This is a genomic window from Grimontia marina, from assembly GCF_900060185.1.
Classification (GTDB): domain Bacteria; phylum Pseudomonadota; class Gammaproteobacteria; order Enterobacterales; family Vibrionaceae; genus Enterovibrio; species Enterovibrio marinus.
The window spans coordinates 1-861 of the sequence record NZ_FIZY01000191.1 but is presented as its reverse complement, the minus strand read 5'-3'; the positions used below and the strand labels follow the sequence as shown (position 1 = coordinate 861).

The 861-nt window shown below is 56.8% G+C and carries 1 pseudogene; it reads right to left on the bottom strand.

Annotated features, from left to right (window positions below):
* Positions 1 to 639: 639 nt before the first annotated feature.
* Positions 640 to 861 (bottom strand): annotated as a pseudogene (locus GMA8713_RS27125) (sulfate adenylyltransferase subunit CysD); the annotation flags it as partial.

The window sequence follows — 861 nt, the reverse complement described above, 5'->3', positions numbered from 1 at the left end:
CCAACTTTCCAAATTAAGCCGATAGAAGAGTTCAGGGTTATAGGTACTAGCGCGAAAGGACGCAGAAGGGGAGGAGGCAGAGGAGGGGGAGAGAGGGGGAGAAGAAAGGGAGAGAAGAGAGGGGCGGAGGAGAAGAAAGAGAGAGGGAAGAAGGAAAGGAAAAGGGAAAAAGGGGGAGGAGGAGAAGGGGGAAGGGGGGGGGAAGGGAGGAACGAGGGAGGGAGGAAGGGAGGCGGAGGGGGACAGAACGCGAGGGGCGCCAAGCAGAGACGGGGGCGGGAAACAGAGGGGGAGAAGAACAGAGAGGGGAGGGAAGGGGAGAAAGAACGAGGGAAGGGAAAGGAGGAAAAGAAAGAGGGAAGAGAAAAAAAGGGAGGGAGGGAGGAAGGGAGAAAGGAGAGGGGAGGGAGAGAGAGGGAGAAAGAAAGAAGAGGAAAAGGGAAGGGAGGGGGGAGAGGGAAGGAGGGAAGGGAAAAGGAAAAAGGGGGGACGAAAGGGAAGGTGGGAGAGAAAAGAAAAAGAGAAGGAAGAAAAAAGAAGAGGGGAAGAAGAACGAAAGGAAGGAAGAAGAAAAAGGAAAAGGGGAGAGAAAGACGGGGAAGCCGCGCGGGAGGAAAGGGGAAGGAAGAGGAGAAAGGAAGAAAGGGAAAGAGGAAAGGGAGAGAGGCAGGAGAGGGAGAGGGAGGGAAAGAGAGCCAGCGCGGGCCAGGGCGACAGCGGGAACACGCGGAGGCTTTCGCCGGGGGGCACCTGACCGTTGTAGGTGTGCCACAGATCAGGACGCTGATTCTTTGGATCCCAAACGTGGTTATTGTCGCGGAAGCTGTAAACACGCTCTTGAGCGCGGCGGTTCTCGGCGTC